General features: G+C 60.5%; 23 protein-coding genes and 1 tRNA gene. 13 read left to right on the forward strand and 11 right to left on the reverse strand.

The genetic code is table 11. From position 1 onward, the window contains the following. Window positions 1-96 precede the first annotated feature (96 nt). The 4 genes from MchiMG62_RS06540 (at window position 97) to MchiMG62_RS06555 (ending at window position 2,499) form a co-directional block, all read left to right on the forward strand. Entirely contained in the window at window positions 97-891 is a 795-nt protein-coding gene (locus MchiMG62_RS06540; RefSeq protein ID WP_221058505.1) for an acetoacetate decarboxylase family protein, read from the forward strand. A gap of 14 nt (window positions 892-905) precedes the next feature. Then, window positions 906-1,739 carry an SDR family oxidoreductase gene (locus tag MchiMG62_RS06545; RefSeq protein ID WP_244987834.1) on the forward strand — a complete coding sequence of 278 codons (834 nt, stop codon included), beginning with the start codon at window positions 906-908 and terminating at the stop codon, window positions 1,737-1,739. Between the two features lie 259 nt (window positions 1,740-1,998). Further along, the gene (locus MchiMG62_RS06550; protein WP_221058506.1) at window positions 1,999-2,241 is read left to right on the forward strand and encodes a DUF7557 family protein; all 243 of its coding nucleotides are present in this window, start codon (window positions 1,999-2,001) and stop codon (window positions 2,239-2,241) included. Then, the gene (locus MchiMG62_RS06555) at window positions 2,242-2,499 is read left to right on the forward strand and encodes a type II toxin-antitoxin system RelE family toxin (RefSeq protein WP_221058507.1); all 258 of its coding nucleotides are present in this window, start codon (window positions 2,242-2,244) and stop codon (window positions 2,497-2,499) included. It begins immediately after the preceding gene. Window positions 2,500-2,517: 18 nt separating this feature from the next. On the opposite strand, the gene MchiMG62_RS06560 is transcribed toward MchiMG62_RS06555, so the two are convergent. Genes MchiMG62_RS06560 through MchiMG62_RS06570 form a run of 3 tightly spaced genes read right to left on the reverse strand, consistent with a single transcriptional unit; the run spans window position 2,518 to window position 3,894 of the window. After that, a complete protein-coding gene (locus MchiMG62_RS06560; RefSeq protein WP_221058509.1) occupies window positions 2,518-2,757 on the reverse strand; it encodes a hypothetical protein in 240 nt (79 codons plus the stop codon). 41 nt (window positions 2,758-2,798) lie between these two features. Beyond that, the gene (locus MchiMG62_RS06565) at window positions 2,799-3,350 is read right to left on the reverse strand and encodes a CPBP family intramembrane glutamic endopeptidase (RefSeq protein ID WP_221058511.1); all 552 of its coding nucleotides are present in this window, start codon (window positions 3,348-3,350) and stop codon (window positions 2,799-2,801) included. Between the two features lie 43 nt (window positions 3,351-3,393). Then, window positions 3,394-3,894 (reverse strand): SRPBCC domain-containing protein, encoded by a 501-nt coding sequence (locus tag MchiMG62_RS06570; RefSeq protein WP_054847209.1) that lies wholly within the window; start codon window positions 3,892-3,894, stop codon window positions 3,394-3,396. Between the two features lie 300 nt (window positions 3,895-4,194). On the opposite strand from MchiMG62_RS06570, the gene MchiMG62_RS06575 reads away from it, so the two are divergent. From MchiMG62_RS06575 to MchiMG62_RS06585, 3 genes are read left to right on the forward strand one after another with little or no spacing between them, the layout of a single operon-like run. Then, window positions 4,195-4,647, forward strand: a complete 453-nt coding sequence (locus MchiMG62_RS06575; protein WP_221058513.1) for a hypothetical protein — start codon at window positions 4,195-4,197, stop codon at window positions 4,645-4,647. After that, window positions 4,640-4,930, forward strand: a complete 291-nt coding sequence (locus MchiMG62_RS06580) for a hypothetical protein (RefSeq protein WP_054847211.1) — start codon at window positions 4,640-4,642, stop codon at window positions 4,928-4,930. Before MchiMG62_RS06575 ends, MchiMG62_RS06580 begins: the two co-directional genes overlap by 8 nt. Further along, window positions 4,920-6,149, forward strand: coding sequence for a 7-cyano-7-deazaguanine synthase (locus MchiMG62_RS06585; RefSeq protein WP_221058514.1), 1,230 nt, complete (start codon window positions 4,920-4,922; stop codon window positions 6,147-6,149). Before MchiMG62_RS06580 ends, MchiMG62_RS06585 begins: the two co-directional genes overlap by 11 nt. Before the next feature lie 87 nt (window positions 6,150-6,236). Here the strand turns inward: MchiMG62_RS06585 and MchiMG62_RS06590 are convergent, their stop codons facing one another. Both MchiMG62_RS06590 and MchiMG62_RS06595 read right to left on the reverse strand, forming a co-directional pair. Next, window positions 6,237-6,728: an SRPBCC family protein gene (locus MchiMG62_RS06590; RefSeq protein WP_221058516.1), complete on the reverse strand. Its 492-nt coding sequence runs from the start codon at window positions 6,726-6,728 to the stop codon at window positions 6,237-6,239. 187 nt (window positions 6,729-6,915) lie between these two features. After that, window positions 6,916-7,944: a nucleoside recognition protein gene (locus MchiMG62_RS06595; RefSeq protein WP_244987835.1), complete on the reverse strand. Its 1,029-nt coding sequence runs from the start codon at window positions 7,942-7,944 to the stop codon at window positions 6,916-6,918. Between the two features lie 331 nt (window positions 7,945-8,275). Here MchiMG62_RS06595 and MchiMG62_RS13365 point away from each other — a divergent pair, with 331 nt between their 5' ends. From MchiMG62_RS13365 to MchiMG62_RS06605, 3 genes are all read left to right on the forward strand, one after another. Beyond that, window positions 8,276-8,404 carry a symporter small accessory protein gene (locus MchiMG62_RS13365; RefSeq protein ID WP_342367228.1) on the forward strand — a complete coding sequence of 43 codons (129 nt, stop codon included), beginning with the start codon at window positions 8,276-8,278 and terminating at the stop codon, window positions 8,402-8,404. Beyond that, on the forward strand, window positions 8,394-9,977 hold the full coding sequence (locus MchiMG62_RS06600; RefSeq protein WP_221058518.1) for a sodium:solute symporter family protein: 1,584 nt from the start codon (window positions 8,394-8,396) through the stop codon (window positions 9,975-9,977). Before MchiMG62_RS13365 ends, MchiMG62_RS06600 begins: the two co-directional genes overlap by 11 nt. A 79-nt stretch (window positions 9,978-10,056) precedes the next feature. Next, window positions 10,057-10,929: a PhzF family protein gene (locus MchiMG62_RS06605; protein WP_221058520.1), complete on the forward strand. Its 873-nt coding sequence runs from the start codon at window positions 10,057-10,059 to the stop codon at window positions 10,927-10,929. Here MchiMG62_RS06605 and MchiMG62_RS06610 read toward each other — a convergent pair. After that, window positions 10,898-11,815: a PhzF family protein gene (locus MchiMG62_RS06610; protein WP_221058522.1), complete on the reverse strand. Its 918-nt coding sequence runs from the start codon at window positions 11,813-11,815 to the stop codon at window positions 10,898-10,900. The two genes, MchiMG62_RS06605 and MchiMG62_RS06610, sit on opposite strands and share 32 nt — an antisense overlap. A 169-nt stretch (window positions 11,816-11,984) precedes the next feature. After that, a complete protein-coding gene (locus tag MchiMG62_RS06615) occupies window positions 11,985-12,662 on the reverse strand; it encodes a hypothetical protein (protein ID WP_221058523.1) in 678 nt (225 codons plus the stop codon). Between the two features lie 312 nt (window positions 12,663-12,974). Between MchiMG62_RS06615 and MchiMG62_RS06620 the strand changes: the two genes are divergently transcribed. The 3 genes from MchiMG62_RS06620 (at window position 12,975) to MchiMG62_RS06630 (ending at window position 17,049) form a co-directional block, all read left to right on the forward strand. Beyond that, window positions 12,975-14,492, forward strand: coding sequence for a transglutaminase-like domain-containing protein (locus MchiMG62_RS06620; RefSeq protein WP_221058525.1), 1,518 nt, complete (start codon window positions 12,975-12,977; stop codon window positions 14,490-14,492). A 291-nt stretch (window positions 14,493-14,783) separates the two neighbouring features. After that, complete coding sequence (ercA, locus tag MchiMG62_RS06625) at window positions 14,784-15,923, forward strand: alcohol dehydrogenase-like regulatory protein ErcA (RefSeq protein WP_221058527.1); 1,140 nt, start codon at window positions 14,784-14,786, stop codon at window positions 15,921-15,923. After that, window positions 15,913-17,049 (forward strand): PAS domain-containing protein, encoded by a 1,137-nt coding sequence (locus tag MchiMG62_RS06630; protein WP_221058528.1) that lies wholly within the window; start codon window positions 15,913-15,915, stop codon window positions 17,047-17,049. The genes ercA and MchiMG62_RS06630 overlap by 11 nt, the downstream gene beginning before the upstream one ends. Before the next feature lie 145 nt (window positions 17,050-17,194). On the opposite strand, the gene MchiMG62_RS06635 is transcribed toward MchiMG62_RS06630, so the two are convergent. The 4 genes from MchiMG62_RS06635 to MchiMG62_RS06650 all read right to left on the reverse strand — a co-directional run bounded on the left by MchiMG62_RS06635 (window position 17,195) and on the right by MchiMG62_RS06650 (window position 20,572). Next, window positions 17,195-17,266, reverse strand: a tRNA-Arg gene (locus MchiMG62_RS06635). A 52-nt stretch (window positions 17,267-17,318) separates the two neighbouring features. Continuing rightward, the gene (gene hypD, locus MchiMG62_RS06640; RefSeq protein ID WP_221058530.1) at window positions 17,319-18,350 is read right to left on the reverse strand and encodes a hydrogenase formation protein HypD; all 1,032 of its coding nucleotides are present in this window, start codon (window positions 18,348-18,350) and stop codon (window positions 17,319-17,321) included. A gap of 63 nt (window positions 18,351-18,413) precedes the next feature. Next, a complete protein-coding gene (locus MchiMG62_RS06645; protein WP_221058531.1) occupies window positions 18,414-19,340 on the reverse strand; it encodes a radical SAM protein in 927 nt (308 codons plus the stop codon). Window positions 19,341-19,396: 56 nt separating this feature from the next. Further along, window positions 19,397-20,572: a hypothetical protein gene (locus MchiMG62_RS06650; RefSeq protein WP_221058533.1), complete on the reverse strand. Its 1,176-nt coding sequence runs from the start codon at window positions 20,570-20,572 to the stop codon at window positions 19,397-19,399. Window positions 20,573-20,736 lie beyond the last annotated feature (164 nt).

Raw genomic sequence — 20,736 nt, forward strand, 5'->3', positions numbered from 1 at the left:
GGTTTAAAATGAGGATTTTTGGAATACAGTGCAGGAGAGATGATATTCAAAAGGTATAAGCCTTATGGGATGACATGAAGCAGATTGGAGAACAGTATGTTCCGACCACAGGACGATTTTACCTACTTGATGCCGGTTCACTTCGGAGGGGGGAAGTTCGACCCGGAGACACTGGTCACGCAGAGGGCGACCGGTCTCGTCATTAGTTTTGAAACCGAGAGAGACCTTCTTGAGAGATACATCCCCGAGGGATTCGAACTCCTGGCCCCCGAGGTGCAGGTCGCGTTCAACAAATTCACCGAGATCAACTGGATGCACGGGGGCCAGTACAACCTGATCAACGTGGCGGCGCCGGTCCGGTTCCACGGCAAGAAGGACGAACTCGACGGCGCCTATACGCTGGTGGTCTGGGAGAACAAGACCGCACCCATCCTCGGGGGACGGGAACAGACCGGCATCCCGAAGATCTATGCGGATATCGAGGACCTGCATATCGTCCGGCCCAACTTCGCCACGGCCGTCAGCTACGAGGGGAACACCTTCCTCAACATGAACTTCGAGGCCAGAGGATCGATAACCGGGCGGGATCTCGATGCCCTGAAGGCGCAGTTCCTCTCCATGAACACCCTCGGGTGGCGGTACATCCCGAAGGTGGGGGCTCCGGGAGCGGAACTCTCCCAGTTCGTCCTCTACCCCCAGGGCATGGAGGTGGAGACGGCACAGGTCGGCAAAGGCAGCCTGAAGTGGACCGAACTGACCCCGATGCAGAACCCGGCCCAGTACTACATCGTCAACAGCCTCGCGGCCCTGCCCATAAAACGGGTGACGCAGGCGGTAATGGTCGAGGGGAGAGCCATCCTCCGCGCGATGGGCGCAAGGGTGATTGAGTAAGCGAGGCGAGGATTATGGATTCTGATTATTATACGGGTAAGGTCTGCATCGTCACCGGTGCGAACTCCGGGATCGGGTACGCGATCAGCGAAGAACTCCTGAAGCGGGGAGCAATCGTCTACATGGCCGGCCGCAGCCGGGAGAAGGTTGCCGCGGCCGCGGGGCAGCTCTCCGCCTACGGAGGCCGGGCACGCCCGCTTGTCATGGACGTGACGAAGCAGGAAGAGGTGCAGAAGGGCATCGAGGATACGGCGGCAGAGGCGGGCAGGCTGGATCTCCTCTTCAACAACGCGGGCGTCGGGGGGACCATCCCGTTCGAGATGGCCACCCTCGAGGACTGGAAGGCGATCATCGATACCAACATCTGGAGCGTCGTCTACGGCGTCCATGCCGCCGTCCCGATCATGCTCAAACAGGGGTTCGGGCACGTCGTGAACACCAGCTCGATAGCGGGCATCGTTCCGCCTCCGTTCCAGGCACTCTACTCCCTGACGAAGTACGGCGTCACCGGCCTCACCGAATGCCTGAAGTACGAGTTTGCGGATAAGGGGCTCTATTTCTCGACGATCTGCCCGGCGAACATCGCCACCCCGATCTTCAACAAGGGTATCGACGGACAGGCCCGCGGCGAACTCCGGATCCCCGACGACGCGTACCCCGCCGATAAGGCGGCGTCGCTCATCCTCGACCGGGTCGCTGAGCATAAAGGGATCATCGTCGTGCCCGAAGAACCCTACACCGACCTCTGGAAGGGGTATATCCTCGGCACCCCGGAGGTGGAGGAGCGGCTGCGGCAGATGGCACGCGAGCGGCGGGAAGCGTTCGCGAAGGGCGGGACATACTTCTGACCCTCTCTTTTTGCCCCCGTCGGGCAACAATCATACCCGGTTGCCTGTACGGATACCGAACGGATCTCCACGCTGCACCGCATACGATCCTGGTGGATTATGCAGTCGGCATCACGGCACTCTTCGCGGTCATGCTCCTGCGGCATTCCAGAGCGTGCTGAACTTTTTGGCGCCTGTCACGAGCATCCCCTGCTATAAAGGGGTTCGGGTTCTGCTCCGGCCGGAAAGGTTGATGTTCCCCTGTGGTATATTGTGGTGTATGGGTGTGGAAGCAACGATCAAGGTGACCCCGGAAGTGAAGGGGAGGCTGGATAAACTGAAAAACTACCCCCGGGAGACGTACAACGACGTGATCGACCGTCTCACCCGGGACGCCCTGGAGGAGGCTGCCGGAGAACTGACGGATGAAGACATCCGTGATATCGAGGAGGCGATTGCGGATATCAAGGCGGGGAGAGTCTACACGACGGAGGAGTTGAAGCTGGAACTGGGGATCGATTGAATGGCCTATACGGTGATCTGGACCGAAAAAGCCCTTAAAAACCTGAAACAACTCCCCCGCGAAACTGCTGCGAGGATCGTTGCAGCCGTCGAGAAGATCCGCGACAACCCCCTCGATCACCTGCACCCGTTGCGAGGATCTCCCTACTTCAAACTGCGGGTAGGAAATTACCGCGTCATTCTGGACTTACGAAAGAAGATCATGATTGTGTACGTGATCAAGGTCGGGAAGCGGGAGAATGTGTACGACAGGATCTGAGAGTCTCCCTTGAATATTTTATGGATGACTTTCAAGTGCTGCCGCTCGATCCACCACCCTCGAGGTGAGATCGCCGATCAGAATATCCCCGGAACGATCGCTCCGGAAGAAGCGGGCCTTGAACCGGTCGCCGGTGGATTCACCAGCCCCGTCGCGCTTGCGTCTCCCGGCAATGGAACCGGACGGCTTTTCGCCGCAGACCTCCCGGAGGACGGCAGGGTCTCCCGGCTCGTTCCGCCCGGGGTCGTTCCGTCGCACGGACGAAAGGTGTCTGCTGCCGTTGTAGTACACCCGTGCTGTCAGGACCGGCGGGCGAGCGTCGTCGGCCCCCAGACGGCCACCACCACCGCCGCGACCGCTACCGCGATCGCCCCGGTGACGACCGGGTCGTAGTGGGAACCGAAGTTCGGGAACGAGAACCCGGCAACGTTCACCATGCCGTGGAAGAGGGTCGCGGCAAAGACGCTTTTATGGGTGTTGTTGTAGAGCCAGACGATCAGGACCCGCAGCGCGACCGTCGAGAGGGCCTGCCCCGCCGCCCAGACCGGGCTGTTCTGCAGGAGCCAGGGGATGAAGTGCCAGGCCGCCCCGATCGTCCCGATGATGAGCGCGGCGGAAAGAGCGCTCCGCCGCTCCTGCAGGGGGTCGGTGGCGTATCCCGTCCAGCCCACCTCCTCGAATGCGGCGGCGATGAAGAAGAGGAGGACGAAGACCGGGATCGTGAGATACGGGACAGAAGGGTCGGCGGGGAGCGGCCGGCCGGCACGCATATCACGCCGGTAGCGCACCGCGACCGCCACCCCCGCGACGGCGATACCGAGCAGGACGAGGACGATCAGGACGTCGGCCATAGGAATAACCGCTGCCGGCCACGCCGGGTCTTCAGGCGCCGGGTTATCTCCGCGAGAGTTCCTTCAGGAGTTCTGCGAGTTTGTCGAGGGACTCGTTCCAGCCGGCCTCGGCCATATCCCGCATCTCGCCCGCCGGGATGCCGGGCTCCCGTATGGTCAGTTTTGTCCCGCCGTCGCCGTCCTCGAACGTCACCGTCGCCACCAGTTCCAGCGGCCAGTCTCCGGTCATCCCGTAGTCCGAGGCCGGGACCACGTTGCCCTCCGCATCCGCGAACGAGTCGGTGGCGACGATCCGCTCCGCGGGGGCGATCTCGCGGTAAACGCCCGTGCTCCAGAAGTCCCGGCCCTCGGGCGACCGCATGCCGTACAGGTACCTCGCTCCCACGCGGAGATCGATCTCGATGACGGGCGCGGTGAAGCCTTTCGGCCCCCACCAGCGCTTTACGCACCCCGGCTCTGTCCATGCCTTCCAGACGAGTTCGCGCGGTGCATCGAAAACACGCTCGACGAGGATCTCCGACCTGATCTGCTCTGCTTCTTCCATAACGTATTCACCTCTGGCGTGCTCTATGACGGTCCGGTGGTTATTAACCCGTCGGCGAATACCCGACAACTCTTGATGAGGTTGTCGCAGTGGCTTAGCCCGTCCCAAGTAGACCTTGCTTTCTCTGGAAGTAACTTGCTCTGACAGTGGATTCAGATCATTGTCATTGTTTTTGGAAGAAGTAAGTGAAGGCCTTTCTTAGTGCGAAACGTGCTTCGAAGATGTTTACAACTAACTTTGAGTATAAAAGTATAGCTTTATATGTCCTTGCGTTAACACCCCCTTTAAGAGTAATCGACGATGGGTAGTCAGAATAGATCAAGTCTAAGCGCTACAGGGCCTGGAATTGCTCATTATCCAAAACGCCAGATCGGTCAAATTGAAACCGCAGTGAGTGATACTCCCACTGAGGCTGGCCGGGTAGTTGCTGCAAAAATTCTATTGAGCGTATTTGCCCCCGCAAGTTCCTTCTTTGCAATCGCAGTTGCTGCTATCCTTTTGATTACCATTCTACAAAAAGTCGCTCATTATGCAGAAATAGCTGAAAGGGAGGGTACCGACGCAGCAATGTCTGAAATTATGGAGGATGTCGCAAAAGGGGTGATTCACCAGTATCTAACCGATTCTGCTATGGATTTAATCGTTGATTCAGAAAACATATCTCCACAGTACAAGGAGCAACTGGAAACGATCATGGGAATGGTCATCGATCAGGGTATTGATAGTGTTGAAGAGGCGTTTTTGAATGAGTAATAAATTTGACACAAAATTTGAAGAAGTCTTATATGTTATTTTAGTCGATTACGCAGCAAAAACGCTGAACTCTGAAGAAATTGCTCCAAAGTTCAAGTCAAGGGCTGTCGAAGAAAGAAGGGCCATAAAGGAAATGATTCTAAAAAAATTGCAGGAAGCCGTAAAAAGGATCGGGAAAGAGCTTTCTGAACACAGTCTTTCGGATCCACAAATGATTGTCACGCACAAAGAAGAGGTAAGGAAAATAATTATCCAAGTTGTCAGAGGCAATCATGAAAATTGACAAAGCGCTAGTTGAAAATTACAAACTGAATATCAACAGTGGGCAGATAAATCGTTTTTTCTTTAGTGAAGGAAAGAACGCTCCAGTACGAAAGAGGTTGCCTGCAAGGCTTGATGATTTTGTCAGAATAATCATGTATTGCAACTTCATTGATCGACTAAATGTTTGTGCGAGAGATGAGCAACACCAAATTGAAATTCCCGTATACGATCTCCCATTTTGGAAGGGTGAAGAAGAACAGCTGATTAAAATCTTATGGTCTCTTTATCGACGAGATTTTTCTCTGGACTTTCTTTGTGATACATCGCAGAAGCCAAAAACACAGATTCAAATGAAACTTTTTGATGAGGGTCAACGAGAACTTCTATTGTTTTCTGAAGGATTGGATAGTATCGCGGCAGCGACTGAGTTTCCAAAAGCAACATTAGTCCATGTCGTAAAATCCACCTACACAGAATCACATATGAAAAATGTGATGAATCTTTTCCCTGAACGGAAAATCGAAACGATCACTTATGGTTTAAGGGGAGAAAATTTGCCTCTCGATACTGGTATCTCGAATTCAAGAGGTTTAATTTTTCTCGGATTGGCATCGATTCATCTTTACTTGAATAAATCAAATACGCTTATTACCGGGGAAAATGGAGTGATGATGCACAATCCTCCCCTATTCGAAGGTTCAAAACCCACAAGAACAATGGATCCTAATTTTGTTCGCTTACTGCAGGGATTATTGTCCGATATTTATGGAGAAGATATTCAGATCAAAACACCTTTCTTAAAGATGACGAAAAAAGAGGTCCTTGAAATTGCAAAACAAAACCTGAAAGAAAACTTCAAAACAGCAATTGAATGCAGTTATTCATGTTTTAGCCAGCAGCCGCGGGGGAATGAAACGAAGATGTGCGGACGATGTTGTGCTTGTTTACTGCGTACAATTTCAATACGATCTCTTCAGGGGTATGATAACTCAACGTATGAGCGATCTCCCTTCTCAGAAGACTTCAGCGATGGGAAAGGCGCAGTAAATGTAATGGACTTAATGCGTTTTTCAAGGGGTGTCTTGCAATACAAGCTCCCTTATGTTGCTGCAAAAATTGTTAAGCAGGATGAAGAGCTGTTTCACCGATTCGCCCAAGATGTTATGGACACAATAAGAAATGTCCCGGAAAAGTCTTACCACCTGAAAATTGAATCCGAAAGGCCTATTTTTCTGTGATATACTGTTTGCACACGGTCCGCGCCGAGGCTGCCTCCGGGTTTCTCCCCGGAGGCAAAATCCATGTGTTACGGTTATGGACCGCCGCTACCTTGCCGACGCCGCCTGTTTCAACGACTGCAGGAGCCCGGCAAGCCGTTCCAGGGGCTCGATCATCTCTTCCTGCGATCCCGCCTGGAGCATCCCGTCGCGGTCCTCGACCGACTGGAAGATCAGGTGGTCGGTCAGCTTCGTCCTGCCGCCGCCAAGGTCTTCGAGCGTCTCCGTCTCGAGCAGGACATGGCCCGGCATGGCATCGTACTCGAAGGTGTCGACGATCCGCCCGGGCGTAACCTCATGGTATACGCCGTGGAACGCGTACTCGTTTCCCTCGGCATCGCGCTGGACGGCACGCCACATCCCGCCGGGCCTCGTGTCCATCTTCTCGACCGTGGTCGTGACGCCCTTTGGCCCCCACCACTGCGATACCAGCCCCGGGTCCGTGCATGCCTTGAACACGAGGTCCTGCGGGGCATCGAACTCCCGTGAGATGACGATATCCTGTTTTCCCGATTCAGCGATGAGATTTGTTTCTGCCATTGTATCGTTCTCCCTCCGATGGTTCCCGGGCTTCATCCCTTCTCCATGATATATTTTTCCCGTCACGGGTACGCCGGTGAAAACAATGATAAAGCCGGCAAAATCGGAATACCCTCCGGGACGCGGCACTTCCGCGGTATGCCCCGGGTGCGGGCGGAGGCTCCCATCCGGAGACGTGCTCTCCCTCTTACCAGAACCAGGCCAGCAGGAAGATCGTTATCAGCAGGAGGCCGTCTTGGAGCGCGACCGAGAGGATCATGATCTCGGCACCCAGCCTCGGGCCGAAGATCGCGGCGTAGAACGACCCGAGCCATCGCAGGTAGGTGACGACGCTGGTGAGCAGGTTCGCCACGAGCAGCGTGATGACGATATCCCTGCCCGCCATATCCCCCGCCGCAAGCAGCCCGGACGCAAGGCTTGCCGCGGCGACGTACGACCCGAACTTCGCGGCGACGATCGCGAGCCCTTCGGGCGGTATGGGGAAGAGCCGGCTCGCGCTCTCCAGGTACGCGGCGACGGCGTCGAAGACCCCCGCCTCGACCAGGAACGCCACGACGACGATCGTCGGGATCATGATCCCGAGGATGCGGCGGAGGGTCTTCGCGGTCGGTTTAAGAGATGCCCGCAGAGCCTCGCGAACGGACGGGGTCGGCCCGGAAGACTTCTCCGGCGGCCCGGACGCGGGAGGCGGGGAGAGCAGCACCCTCCCGGCCGCCATGACGATCCCGGTCTTGAGGAACCCGATCCCCATCAGTATGCCGAAGTAGATCAGGCCGAAGACCCCGAGCAGCGGCACGTAGACCGGGATGAGGTAGCGCCAGTGCATCACGACGGACGGGAAGGAGTTGATGAGCGCCGCGACGACGAGCTCGCTCCTCCCGATCATCCCCCTGCGGTGGTAGTCGACGAGCATCGCGTCGGCCGCCTGCGGCGAGACGAACGCCAGGAGGAAACTCGCCCCGCACTCGCGGGGGAGGTGGGAGAACGTCGTGACCGGGTAGGCGACGCTTGCTATCCTGTCGGTGATTTTGAGAGCAATCAGGACTTCGGCGATCAGGACGCCGGCGACGACGATCGGAACCGTCCGAACCAGGAGTTCGAGCGAGAGGCCCAGTGCCGCTGAAATGATCTCCGCCGTGCCGTCCATGACCCGCCCCGCCTTGCGGCGTTCGTCCCGCTCCGAAACAACATTCGGTACGTCGTCCGGGGATATCACCGTTCTGGATGGCCGCGAGCGGAGTATGCCGGTGTCATTGCAGTCGTTACCCCGATCAGGGCTCTCATGCGCGAGGAATTCGGCAGTGGTGCGATCTCCCTCCGCCTCTCCGGCAGCAATATCGTATGATTTAAATACAATGGATCTGGATGCTGTTTAGGTACTCGATGATTGGCAACGATTTAGAGTCCTGTTGCACATATGTGCAGAACTGTCCGAACGTGCGGTGCACGTTTGCGCAGAACGCATTCTTCTTTAGATAGGGAACCGGCCCTTTTGCTGAGTTCCCGTGTAATGTAACGGTTTTTCCGCTACCGTCAGGTGGTTTGTCATGTTTGGCATTACCGATCCCGCGATCTGGGTTGGATATCTGCTTGCGCTCGGCTTCACGCTCGCATGCTTAGTGTACGGCCTGTTGAACTGGAATAAAGGAACGGAGGAGGAACGGGATGGCAGTTGATACCGGGCTCTTCATCGCGGTGACGCTGGTTTACCTCGCCGCCACCATCGGCCTCGGCTATCTCGGCTACCGCCAGACGAAAGGAGACGACGACTATATGGTGGCCGGCAGAAAGGTCAATCCTGTCGTTCTTGCCCTCTCCTACGGCGCGACGTTCATCAGCACCTCCGCCATCGTCGGGTTCGGCGGGGTTGCGGCGCAGCTCGGCATGGGGATGATCTGGCTGACCGTCCTCAACATCGGGCTCGGGATCTTCATCGCGTTCGTCGTCTTCGGGAAACGGACCCGCAGTATCGGGAGCAAACTTAAGGCCGTCACCTTCCCCGACCTGATGGGGAAGTGCTATCAGTCGCCGTTCATGCGGTATGCCGCAGGGCTCGTCATCGTCGTCTCCATGCCGCTCTACACGGCGGCGATCCTGATCGGCGGCGCCCAGTTCATCACGAGCACGCTGCAGATCCCGTACGCCACCGCGCTCATCGCGTTCGCCGCGGTCGTCGCCCTCTACGTGGTGCTCGGCGGGCTCATCGCCGTCATGTACACCGACGCGCTCCAGGGCGGGATCATGCTCGTCGGGATGACCATCCTCCTCGTGCTCACCTACATCCAGCTCGGGGGGGTCATCGAGGCGCACACCGCCCTTGCCGCGATGTCGGACCTCGTCCCCGGGACGCTCGCCGCCGGGGGGATGACCGGGTGGGCCTCCATGCCGGCGCTCGGGTCGCCGATCTGGCTCACGCTGGTGACGACGCTCGTTCTCGGGGTGGGCATCGGGGTGCTGGCGCAGCCCCAACTCGTCGTCCGGTTCATGACCGTCAAAGACAGCCGGTCGCTGAACCGTGCGGTCCTCGTCGGCGGGCCGTTCATCCTGATGATGACCGGAGTCGCCTTCACGGTCGGCGCGCTCACGAACGTCTACTTCTACCGGACGGGAGGCGTGATCGCTCTTGCGGCGGCTACCGACGGCAACATCGACACGATCATACCGAACTTCATCAACGCGTCGATGCCGGACCTCTTCGTCGTCATCTTCATGCTGACGCTCCTCGCCGCTGCGATGTCCACGCTCAGTTCCCTTCTCCATGCCATGGGCACGTCGCTCGGGTTCGATATGATGCGGCACACCGGTTCCCGGGGGGCGTCGATGAAGAGGATTCAGGCGGCGACCGTCGTCATGATCGTCGCGAGCGTCATCCTGGCCTTCATCATGCCCGGCAGCATCATTGCGCGGGCGACGGCGATGTTCATGGGCCTCTGTGCGTCGGCGTTCCTGCCGGCCTACGCTCACGCTGTCTACAGCAGCCGGCCGTCGCTCCTCGCGGCGAAGTTGAGCCTGGTCGCCGGAGCGGCCGCCTGGTTCGTGTGGACCGCCTTCGTCCACGTCAAGGAGTCGGCGGCGCTCGGGCTCTCGAACCTCCTCTTCGGGGTGCCGGCGGTTCTCTCCGCCCCGTGGCAGGACGTGGACCCGCTCGTCGTTGCTCTCCCCCTCTCGATGGCTGCACTGCTGGTCGGGTGTGTACTCGACCGGCACCGGGTGCATGCAGATCAGGATGAACCGGCCGGGGCTGCCTGACGGCGGCTCCCCGTTTTTCCCGCATCCGGAGTCGCAACCGTTATCCTCCGGCAGAACGGACGATCTGCAGAAAGGCGCCATGACCATGCGTTACTACATCGTCGATGTCTTCGCGGAGAGGAGGTATGCCGGCAACCCGCTCGCCGTGGTGCTGGACGCCGGAGCGCTCTCCGATACGGCCATGCAGGCGATTGCCCGGGAGATGCACCTCTCCGAGACCGCGTTCGTCCGGTCGGGCGGGGGAGAAGACCGTGCCTATGACGTGCGCATCTTCACGCCGGAGCACGAGGTTCCCTTCGCCGGGCACCCGGCGCTCGGCACGGCCTACGTGATCCGGGAGGAAGTCCTGCAGGAACCCGTCCCCGAGGTCCGGCTGAACCTTGCGGCAGGGCAGATTCCGGTCTCGTTTGCCCCCGATGGGATCGCCTGGATGCGGCAGAACCCGCCGGTCTTCACCGGAGAGTTCTCCCCGGATACGCTCGCGGGCGTCCTTTCGCTCCCGGAAACCGCGATCGATCCCCGCTTCCCGGTCGAGGAGGTCTCCACGGGGCTCCCGTTCATCATCGTCCCGGTGAGGAGCCTTGAATCCGTACGGCGGGCGACGATCGATCGCGACGCCTACGAAGCCCTCATCCGCACGACGGCGGCAAAAGCCGTCTTCATCTTCTGCCCGGAACCCTACCGGCCGGAGAACACGTTCAACGCACGGGTCTTCGCCGACCACTTCGGCGTCCCGGAAGATCCGGCGACCGGCAGCGCGAACGGGTGCCTTGCCGGCTACCTCCTCCGGCACGGCTACTTCTCCGGCGATTCGCTTGATATCCGCGTGGAGCAGGGTTGCGAGATACACCGCCCGTCCCTGATCCGTTGCAGGGCGGCGCGGCGCGGGGAGTCCATTGCGGTGCAGGTCGGCGGCAGGGTCATTCCGGTTGCCCGGGGGGAGCTCCTGTAGAAAGGACGTATTCCCCGTCGATCCGCACCCGGCCTCCCCCACCGAACATGAGCCCACCGTCTTCGGGGCGGAGCAGGCGGACGATGTTCGGGTTCTCCCGGTCCGGCCCCTGCTCGATGACGAGCGTCCGGTTCTTCCAGAGGTTCTGCCGGATGAGGAAGTTTCCGAGGGCGGCGTTCCCCGAACCGGTCGCTGGGTCTTCCAGGTACCCGAACGTCGGGGCGAAGACCCGGCTGTGCAGGTCGTGCCCTGGAAAGGCCGTCTCGCGGGTGTAGACGACGACCACGTCGACGGCATGGGAGAGGGAGAACGCACGGAGCGTCGCGTAGTCCGGAGAGCACCGGATGCAGGCGTCGAGCGAGGCGAGGGGGACGAGCAGGGTATCGAGGCCGGCGTTCACGACGCCTATGGGTATCGCGGGATCGATATCCCGGACGTCAAGTGCGAGCGCGGCGGCGGTCTCTCTGATCTCGGGGCGTGTGTCGGAGAACTCCGGTTCGGGAGCCCGGATGTAGACCATGCCGTCCTCGCCCGTCCGGTTCAGGACCGTGACGACACCTCTGTTCGTCCGGAGGCGGAGGCTCTCCCGGTTCCTGAACCGGTCGTCGCTACGCACCACGTCGTCCATGATGGCTATCGTCGCGTGGCCGCAGAACTCGACCTCCCGCTCGCAGGAGAAGTAGCGTATCGAGAGGTCGCACTCGCCCGGCGTGCCTTCACGGAGAAAGCCGGTTTCCGAGACAAAACCCTTCAGTTCGCGGGCGATCTGCTGCATATCGCGGTCGGTGATCTCCTCCCCGGGGGAGAGGCGGACGTATCCCGCGGGGTTTCCCGACGACCCGGCGACTGCAAAGGCATCGATCTTCTTGAACCGGTAGCGTTTCATAAATCCACCCGCACTGCCTGCCGTGAGACCGAAGACCGGCTCCGTCTGTTCATGAGCACCCGTCCTCCTCTGGAGGAGAAAGAACTTGCTGTCCGTTCGGACAGGATAACGGCGGCAGATTGCTCCGCTGTGGGGACAACGGGCAGGAGTCACGAAAAAAGAGTGAGGGTTAGTTCTTTCTCCCGGTAACCAGCACCAGCCCGGCAATCAGCAGGGCGACGCCGGCAAGGGCTGGAGCGAGGGGCGCCTGCTGCGTGGGGGGCGCGGAGCTCAGGTTCACGTAGAGGTCGACGGTCTCGCCCCTGGCGGGGTACTGGTCGACGGCCGCCGTGTAGGGGAGATACCCTTCCTTCGTCACGGTGTAGGTCTTATACGGTGTTCCGGTCGTGTAGACCTGCACGGTGAGGACGCCCTGGCTGGTGACGCCCTTGACCTCGTTGTCGAACTGGACGGTTGCCCCGTCGACGTTGACGTGGACGGCGTACCACCCGACGTCGCCGCCGATCGGGGCGGGCGGTGCAGCGGGGTTGAGGGTCGCGTAGAGGTCGAAGACCTCTCCTTTACTCGGAACCGAGGTTACGTCCCCGTAGTGGGTCGCGTATCCGTCTTTTTCGACACGGAACGTCTTGTAGGGTGCACCGGTGGTGTAGACCGGGACATAGAACACGCCGTTCTCGATCGTGCCCTTGTATTCGTCTCCGAAGTAGACGTCGGCTCCGTTCACGTTACAGTTGACCGCATACCATCCGTTGTCCCCGCCTACGGGCGGCTGAGCACTCGCAGGAAGGACAAGAAGGAAGCAGGCGATGAGAGAAAAGACCAGAAGATTGCGTACAGCGCTCTGCATAAAAGCCTCCGTTTTCAGTTAATAAATTATCTTCTGACGGATATACCTTTCTCTCTTTTATCGGCAGAATTGTGAGTTAAACGGGATTTACAAAAATCCTGTGGTTTCTCTGTCCAATAAGGGCACATCCGATGAGATGAAGCACACCGGAGAAGAGGGCTGCGTTCCGGTTCCCGGTAAATAAGGCACGGCTCCGCGATTTCCGGAATTCCCGGACACCGTGCTGAAAACTGCGGCAAATCTTCGATAACCTGCGGAGAAAGCCCCGCTGGAATAAAAAGATTTTTAATTGTTCCGCATCTTCTCTCTACTATGAGATATCATGCGATCACCGCTCTCCTGGTTGCCTCCGTCCTGCTCCTCATCGCTGCAGCAGGATGCATCGCCACAACGGACGAGAAGAACAATACTGTTGCACCGGCCGACGAGGCCTACGCCCGGGGGCTCGCCGAATACGGAGCCGCCAACTACCGGGTCGCCGAAGAACGATTTGCCGAGGCCTACGCCCTCTACACGGCCGCCGGCGATACGAATAAGGCGCTGACGGCGAGGAATGCCATCTTCCAGGCGAACCGGACGTATACTGAGTACCAGTTCGACCGTAGCGCCGCAGAGGCGGCGCTGCGGGAGAGGGTTCCCGGGATCACCGATGCTGCGATAGCCGAATGGCTGGATACTCGCGCCCAGAAACTTGTCTCGGAGAACGAGACGCTCTACTTCTACGACGTCGCCGGGAACTACCTCTACGCGCACCCCGACGAGATGCAGAAGCAGACCGTGAGTGGTGTGGACTTCGACTACATCGGTCGGTATGCCTGGGCGGAGGACCGTCCGGAGCACGGGCCATACGTGAACCCGGTCCGCTACGCGGGGGTCGAGCGGCTCGAGATCCCGCACGAGGCGCTCCCCTCGACGGGTACCTTAAGGATCTGGCTCCCGCTCCCGGTCGAGACGGACGCGCAGAGGAACGTCACCGTCACGAACCTCTCGTGCCCCGACTTCATCGTCGCCGGCCCGTTCACCACCGGTCCCATCGGCTACGTCTACTATGAGGTCCCGGCCGGGGCGGTCAACGGCGACCTCGTCATCACGGCGGATATCGCGTTCACCTCCTACGAGCAGATCTTCGAGGATATCGACCCGGCGCTGGTCGGGGAGTACAACACGAGCGATCCCGAGTACCTGCTCTACACGAAGTCCGAGCGAAACATCGAGATCACGGATGCCGTCCGGGAGAGGGCGCTCCAGATCGTCGGGAACGAGACGAACCCGCACCTGCAGGCGCAGATGATCTACTACCACATCATAAAGACCTACCCCTACAGCCACGTTCCGCACGCCTCGCTCGATGCCCGCGAGCCCAAGGTCGCCGAGTCGACCCATATGTTCGAGACCGGTCACGGCGACTGCGGCACCCAGAGCATGCTCTTCGCCGCATTCTGCCGGTCGCTCGGGATCCCCGCCCGTGCCCTCGGCGGCTACCAGATGATCATGAGTGAGACGCCCGGCGGCCACTTCTGGTCGGAGTACTACCTCCCCGGCTACGGCTGGGTCCCGAACGACCTGACGGTTGCCGAGGCGGCCGACTGGGTCGTCATCCCCGAGGAGAAGCGGACCGCGTTCAAGGAGTACTATGCCACGAACCTCGACTCCGCACGCCTCGTCATCCAGAAGAACGTCGACGCCCCGATGGACCCGGCCCTGCCCGACGACGCTGTCTTCTTCAGGCTCGTCAAGCAATACCCGGCGATCGCCTCAGATACGGCGGACTACGACATTGATCTCTATAGCATGGGGTGTTTCGGGATCAGTCTTACGGCTGTCGAGTGACACTATCCACTTGTTTTTTCGGACCGATGCGGGAGCCGTTCCGGCTCCCTCCCGGCCTGCTGCAGACCGGCAGGGGAGACGCAGGGATCTTCGCGCAGTATGTCCATTATTTGTGCAGAATTGAATTAACGGCGTAAGTTCTGGTAATTGTAATTACAGAACATATATCTATCGATTGCGGCGGCTCGCCAGATATATATGGATTCGGCTCCTTACAACTGAGTAAGAGTTCTCCCCTCAGTCGCCAGCATACTACCGGGTCGAATCATGATCCAGGGACGGTATTGAATCATGATCCAGAGAAGCCAGCTTGACCTGAGAAAATTTGTAACTCCTGAATTTATCTGCGGGCACGGTGCACTGCGCCTCGCCGGCCGGTATGCCCGCAACTTCGGGATGAGGCATGTCCTCCTCGTCACCGATCCGGGCGTCCGGGCCGCCGGCTGGGCGGGTGCCGTCGGGGAGAGCCTGACCGAAGCGGGGGTCTCGTTCACCGTCTTTGACGCTATCTCTCCAAACCCCCGCTCCCGGCAGGTTATGGCGGGTAAGGAAGCATACCTCGCTGAGGAGTGCAACGGCATCGTCACCGTCGGCGGGGGGAGCCCGATGGACTGCGCCAAGGGTATCGGGATAGCGAGTTCCAGCATGCGGGATATCCTCACGTTCGAGGGCGTCGACCGGGTCCCGGTCCCGGCGCCGCCGCTCATCTGCATCCCGACGACCGCCGGAAGTTCCGCCGACGTCTCCCAGTTCGCCATCATCACGGACGAAGAGCGAAAGCGGAAGATCGCCATCGTCTCTAAAACGCTCGTCCCCGACATCTCCCTGCTCGATCCCGGACCCCTGACGACGATGCCGCGGGAACTGACCGCGGATGCCGGCATGGATACCCTCAGCCATGCGGTCGAGGCCTACGTCTCGAACGCCAGTTCCCCGATGACCGACGTGCATGCCCTGGAGGCGATACGACTCATCACGAGCGCACTGCCTGCGGTTCTGGAGGAGCCGGACGACCTGGACCTGCGGTTCTCGACCCTCCTTGCCAGCCTTCACGCCGGGCTTGCATTCTCGAACGCAAGCCTCGGGGCCGTGCACGCGATGGCGCACTCCCTCGGGGGAGCCTACGACCTTGTGCACGGGCGGTGCAACGCACTGCTCCTCGAGCACGTGATGGCGGCCAACTACGAGGCGGCATCCGACCGCTACGAGCGGATTGGCGCGATCATCGGAAGAGGAGAGTCGACCCCGGCGGAGAAGGTGGCGGTGTTTCGGAGGGCGCTCGGGGTCACCGAAACCCTCGCCGAGGTCGGCGTCCGGGAGGACGCGATTCCCGCCCTTGCCGAAGCGGCGTACAACGATCCCTGTATGGTAACCAACCCGCGCAGTCTCACCTGCGACGAGATCGAACGGATTTATATGCATGCCTTCTGAAGCCCCTGAAGACCGGGATGCGCTCCGGGAGAAGATCATCGGCCTCGGGGAGACCTCCCTGCACAAGAGTTACTATCCCGAGCTGCAGAGCCGGCTTGCCGAACTCGAGCGGTTCCGGGCGCTGCTCGACCAGACCTACGACGCGATATTCCTGCTCCGCGCGGAGACCGGGATGCTTGCGGACGTCAGCGCATCCGTGAGTGCGTATCTCGGCTACTCGAAGAAGGAACTGCTCAGGAAACCGTTCATCGATCTGATCTCGCCGCAGCAGAAGGCCCGGTTTGCCGAATTCATCCGGGAGAGCAGCGATATGGCGTCCGAATCCGGGCAGACCTTCATCGCGCCGCTCGTAGCGCGGGATGGAACGGAGATCCCGATGGAGATCACCGTCCGGTCGGTCACCTTCGGCGGCGAGCGGTACGTCGTCGCGATTGCACGGGACATCACCGAGCGGATCCGCACCGAGCGCGAGCTCAGGATCAAGGAGAGCGCTCTCGAATCCTCGACGAACGGCATCCTCATCGCCGATCCCACCGGAGCGGTCATGTATGCCAACCGGAGTTTTGTCGCGATGTTCGGCTACGACGGGGCGGGCACGATCGCGGGGAAGAACCTGGGGGCGTTCTTCGCGGACCCCACTGTCGGGGAGAAGGTCACCGCCCACCTCCTCGACGACCATGCGATCGTGCAGGAGACGATCGGGCTGCGAGATGACGGCTCTCAGTTTCACATCCAGATATCGGGCAGCGTCGTGCAGAACGGTGCAGGGCAGCCGCTCTGCATCATGCTGATCGTCATGGACATCACCGAGCGCGTCCTCGCCGAGCAGATGAGACGGGAGACCTACGCACAGCTCGGGAAGAATATCGAGCAGTTTGCCATCCTCGGGGACCATATCAGGAATCCCCTGCAGGTGATCGTGGGGTATGCGGAGATGATCGACGACCCGTTTGCAGAGAAGATCCTCGAAGAGTCGCGCCGGATTGACGGTTTCGTCACCGAGCTCGACCGGGGATGGCTCAGGTCGGCGAACGTCAGGCAGTTCCTGCTACGGCACGGCGATGGTTCCAGTTCCGCCCGGAGGGTGTTTTTCCGCTTTTCGAACCTGAACGAAGAAGACCCTTGATCCACGCTCGTTCTCTCCGGCAGGCGCGGGTTCCGGCGAACGGGATCGTCGATAGTTCAAAGCATCGCGTCCCTTCACGACGTGGAGATGACCGGCTGCGTTGCCGACCGTAACACCGATGGGAACCAGACCCGAAAACAAGAAACGCCCCGGCCGGGATTCGAACCCGGGTCGAAAGCTCCGGAGGCTTTCAGGATATCCACTACCCTACCGAGACTGCCATATTATGTTGTTGTGTAAGGTATAAAAGGCCAGCGGAGGGGGCGGGTTCACGCCCTCCGCGATTCGTAGAGATGCCAGATCTTGCAGGCTCCTTCGTGGCTGACCATGCAGGGGCCGACGGGGGTGCGCGGGGTGCAGACCTTCCCGAAGAGTTTGCAGTCGGACGGCCGGGCGATGCCGCGCAGCACCTTGTCGCAGATACAGGCGGAGTGCTTGTCCACGTGCCGGATCTCGATATCGTACTTCTTCTGCGCGTCGTAGCCCTCGAACTCCGGTTTCAGGCGGAGGCCGGAGGCCGGGATCACCGGGAATCCGCGCCACTCGACGTCATACGGCTCGAAGACCTCGTACATCAGGCGTTTCGCCTTGACGTTCCCTTCCCGGGTGACCACGCGCGGATAGGCGTTCTCGACCCGGTGCGCCCCCTCGCGGACCTGCTGCACCGCCATCAGGAGACCGAGGAGGATGTCCTCCGGCTCGAACCCCGCGACGACCTGCGGGGCGGGGAACTGCTCGTACTCCTCGTAGCCCATCACCGCACAGACGTGCCCCGGGAGGATGAACCCGTCGAGCGATGCCTCCCCCTGGGCGAGGAGCCACGCCATCGCCGGCGGGACGAGCCGGTGGCACGAGAGGATGGAGAAGTTCTCCGGCGGGCGGGAGAGGATCGTGGCGGCGACCGTCGGCGCGGTGGTCTCGAACCCGACCGATATGAAGACGACCTCCCGGTCGGGTTCCCTCCGGGCGATCTCCACCGCCTTGTGGACGCCCTGCACCACCCGGATGTCCCCGCCGCTCGACTCGAGCGATCCCTTCGACCCCGGGACACGCAGCAGGTCGCCGTAGGTGGCGATGGTGCAGTCCCGCTCCACCAGGTCGAGCGCGGCATCGATCTCGCCCTGCGGCGTGATGCAGACCGGGCAGCCCGGCCCCATCACGATCTTGAGCCCCTCGGGAAGGACGCTCCGGAGTCCGGCGCGGGCTATCGCCGCCTCGTGGGTGCCGCAGATGTGCATGAGGGTGATATCCCGGTCGACGAGCGCGTGCAGTGTCTTGAGTATATCCTTACCAACCGCCATGAATCCTCATACCTATCTTTTGTCGCTCCGGCATATTTATGCCGGTAGCGATACCGGGCTCTCTCAGACCGGCCGGTAGAATACGCCTCTCTCCTCGCGCACGGGCTCGATCAGCCCGCCGGACTCGAGGACCCTGAGGTGTTTCGCGACCTCGGCCGGGCGGATGCCGAGGAGTGCGGCGAGATCCGCGGCCGTGCAGGGCCGGCGCCGGATGGTCGCGAGGATCGACTCTGCGAGATCCCCGCTCACCGGCGGCAGCGCCCGGTCGGTGCAGGCCGCCCCGATCACCTCACCGCCGAGCACCGCCGCGATCCGTTCGAGCGCCCCAATGGACGCCGGCCTCACCCGGATATCGGTGCCGGGCCGGTCCAGGGTGTTCACCTGGACGCGGTCGGGATTGATTGCCGCGACGGCGTCTTTGAGGAGCCGGATCTCCTCTTTCGTGTCGTTGATGCCAGGGACGATGAAGACCTCGAGCCGGATCTCGCCGGGATACTCGGAGGCGAAGTCGAGCAGCCCCTCAAGCACCTGTTCGGCGGTGATGCCGGGAGTGGGGCGGTTGATCCTTGAGAAGACCTCTTCGGAGACGGCGTCGAGCGACGGCACCACGAGGTCGGCCCGCATGAGGGCGGCCCGGACATCCGGGTCCGCGAGGAGCGCGCTCCCTGTCAGGACCGCGACCCGGTAGCGGGGATGCCGGTCTTTGATGCAGGCGATGATCTCCCCGATCCCGGCGTGAAGCGTCGGTTCCCCGGAGCCGGCGAACGTGACGTAGTCGAGATCCGGCCCCTTCGCGAGGAAGTCGTCAAGCTCCGCGATGACCCGGCCGGTCGGGACGTACTCGCGCCGTTCGCAGGTGAGGCTGGTCGTCCGCCCGCACTCGCAGTAGACGCAGTTGTAGGCGCAGGTCTTCTGCGGCACCAGGTCTACCCCAAGCGAGACGCCCAGCCGCCGGGAGGGGACCGGGCCGAAGAGATGACGGTATGCCATGGAGTCCTCGTTACTATCCGGCGCGAGGGACTATCAGGCTGCTCATCGCGGCACTCTCAGGCGTCGCCGATCTTGAGCATCTTCTTGCAGAAATGGTCGACCGAAGTGAAAACCGCTGCATTGACGCCCTTCTCGGTCGGAGGGATATCGGCGGTGACGAACCGGAGCATATCGGAGTAGTAGTTCAATGAAGGGTATTTCCGGTGAAACTCGTCGAGACAGAGGGCCGCCTGCCCCCGCTTCCCCCGGAGGAAGGCATACGCGTAGTCGATGAGGCAGAGGACGTGGCCCGGCATCTTCAGTCGTTCGGCGGTTTTGCGGAACACGTTGAACTCCTCGCCCGGGAGGTAGAGGGCGGTCCGGAGGCCGTAGTAGATCGGTTCGAAGTCATCGGGGAACCTCTGGATCAGGTCGCGGATGAGACCCATCGCGTCGGCGAGGTCGCCCTGCTCGAACTTGAGGTGGTAGGCTTCGCGGTAGAAGAGCATGTCGTCGGGGAACCGGATGAGGCCGATCTGGAGCATCTTGACCAGCGCGACGTCGTTCTTCTCCTGTTTGCTCCGCGCGATCCCGATCTCCAGGAACCAGCGGTTGTCGGGGATCCATTCGGTCGCAAGGAAGATCATCACCCAGAACGGCTCGGCAAGCCACGTGTCCTGTTCGAGTTCGCCCCGGACCAGCCGTTGCAGCCCCGGCCGCAACTGCCCGAGTTCCTCCATGTACTGGCGCGCGGCCTTCAGGTAGTTCCATCGTTCCGCGGCCGAGTAGCCGGGTTCGGCCGACCCTTCTTTGTAGAGGGCGTAGTAGCAGTAGGCGTACCAGCACCCGACTGCGGCGTCGTGCTTGCGGTAGGGCTGGAGGAAGACGGTCGCCGCAAGCGGCATCCCCATCTTCATCAGTTTTACGGCGGCGGCAAGGTGGACGCCCGCTTTGCGCTCTTTTCTGCGTTTCATCCCGCAGGCGAGTTCACAGGCACGGTTGAGGTACTTCATGTCCCCGGCCCGTTTGCTGACCTCAAAGACCCGGAATACGATTGCGTCGATGAACTCGTCGTAGACTGCGTCGGTGATGGGAACACCCGCACGGTCGAGGATCGTGATGACGTTCCCGAAGAAGATGGCGAAGTTCTCGTCGATGGCTTCGGCGTTGGATTCTATGTAGGAGAAGATCTCGGCCTTTGCCTTCTCAAGCCGGTTCGAGACAACAACCTCCGGGACGAAGCCGTCAGCCATGATTATTCATAGTGGTGTTGATTGTATAAACCATGCGGATTGGTCTTTTTTGCCGCCGGAGGGCTGTCTCGTGCCGGATTGGGCGATCCGGTCCGCCCGGGGGGTGGGACGGCGATACGCCGGAAGTTGCCTGTTCCGAACCTATTTATCGTCCCGGCCGGAAC

The organism is Methanoculleus chikugoensis (genome assembly GCF_019669965.1).
Taxonomy (GTDB): domain Archaea; phylum Halobacteriota; class Methanomicrobia; order Methanomicrobiales; family Methanoculleaceae; genus Methanoculleus; species Methanoculleus chikugoensis.